Genomic DNA, 1,766 nt, shown 5'->3' on the forward strand with positions numbered 1-1,766 from the left:
CTACGCCGCCTCCACCTGGATCAGCCAGCCCATCACCGCCGTGCTGTATCACGCCGAGGCTGGCAGCGCCGCCTACCAGCAGTCCTTCTACGGCGCCATCGTGATCGCCGCCATCGCCGTCGTGCTCACCGTCTACATGATGGTCTCCGACAGCAAGAAGAAGTCCGCTTAGCAATTGCCAATGTGACAAAGGGACTGTCCCTTTGTCACACTCCATCGCCACCACCATTAAGGAGTCGAAATGTCTGAGCTCAACCCCGTCCGCATTGCCGTTATCGGCGCCGGCGCCATGGGCCGCAACCACATCCGCTTTGTCACCGAGGAGCCCGAGGCCGAGCTCGTCGCCATCGCCGACGCCTTCGAGGGCGCCCGCGCCACGGCCGAGGCCGCCGGCGTGCCGTTCTTCACCGATCCCGCCCAGATGATGGACGAGATCAAGCCCGAGGCCGTCATCATCGCCACCCCCAACGACCTGCACCTGGGCGTTGCCCGCGAGGCTGTAAAGCGCAACATCGTGCCGCTGGTCGAAAAGCCGATCTCCAACGACCTGGAGGATGCCCAGGCCTTCGCCGCCGAGGCCGAAACCGCCGGCGTGCCCGTGCTCGTGGGTCAGCACCGTCGCCACAACCCCTTCGTCAACAAGGCCAAGGAGATCATCGAGTCCGGCGAGCTGGGCAAGCTCACCGTGTCGAGCTTCCACTACATGATCTATAAGAATGACGAGTACTTCGATGTCGAATGGCGCCGCAAGAAGGGTGCCGGCCCGATCCTGGTCAACCTGGTGCACGACGTCGACCTGCTCCGCTACCTGCTGGGCGAGCCCGTTGCCGTCCAGGGTATGCAGTCCAGCGCCGCCCGCGGTTTTGAGACCGAGGACTCCGCCGTGGTCAACGTCCGTTTTTCCGATGGCGCGCTCGCGAGCATGACCATCTCCGACGCCACCGCCAGCCCCTGGAACTGGGAGGCCACCGCCCGCGAGGATCCGCAGTACCGCCCCTTCGACGCCGACGCCTACTTTATCGGCGGCACTAAGGGCGCCCTGTCGCTGCCCCGCCTGCACCAGTTCTCCTACGACGGCGCCTCTAACTGGCACAAGCCGCTGCAGATGGAGATCCCGGCTGTGGACCCGGCGCTGCCGCACAAGATGCAGCTCAAGCACTTTGTGAAGGTCGTCCGCCGCGAGGTCGAGCCCGTCGTGACCCCCGCCGATAACGTCAAGACGCTCACGCTTCTCAACGCCATCAAGGAGGCCGCCGAGACCGGCCAGCTCGTCGAGCTGTAATGCCTTAAGAGCGGGTCGCGGCAAACTCCCCGCCGAGCGCCTTGGCCCGCCGCCAACAAGCCCCTCTTCTTTGCCCCGCGAGCAGCCTCCTGCCCGCGGGGCCTTTTGCTACCTTGCCGACGATTTTTCTGGAGCGGGGGCTATTTTGCACCTCAGTCTGATTCGTTCGCCACGAAATGGGCCTATCTACTACGTTTAACCGATCACCCTCAAGCATGCCGAATTTCGAGAAATAAAAACCGACGCTCCTATAAGTTGTCAATAGGCAGTTTGCGGGAGCGCTCCCTTCAATTCGCACAGGAGCTCGTAATACCTCCTCTCCAGTTTCGTCGACCGCCGTCTCCCATGTTCCAGGTGACCGAGTGAGGCCGCGGACAGGCCGAGCCCCGCGGCGGCCTGCTTCTGGGTCACCCGCATCGCCTTGCGCATCTTCGCGAGCTCGGGGCCTTCCGGCGCGGCGCCGTCGGGGTTCGGGTCCATGAGC

2 protein-coding genes are annotated in these 1,766 nt (G+C 64.0%); one reads left to right on the forward strand and one right to left on the reverse strand.

The annotated features are described in order from the left end of the window. The first annotated feature begins 241 nt into the window (after nt 1-241). The gene (locus ACT84W_RS10940; protein WP_444329244.1) at nt 242-1,282 is read left to right on the forward strand and encodes a Gfo/Idh/MocA family protein; all 1,041 of its coding nucleotides are present in this window, start codon (nt 242-244) and stop codon (nt 1,280-1,282) included. Between the two features lie 258 nt (nt 1,283-1,540). Here ACT84W_RS10940 and ACT84W_RS10945 read toward each other — a convergent pair. Continuing rightward, nucleotides 1,541-1,766, reverse strand: a 226-nt coding sequence (locus ACT84W_RS10945) for a helix-turn-helix domain-containing protein (RefSeq protein ID WP_444329245.1), incomplete at its 5' end; no start/stop codon positions are given.

Origin of the sequence: Paratractidigestivibacter sp. (assembly GCF_052362415.1) — a bacterium.
Classification (GTDB): Bacteria; Actinomycetota; Coriobacteriia; order Coriobacteriales; family Atopobiaceae; genus Paratractidigestivibacter.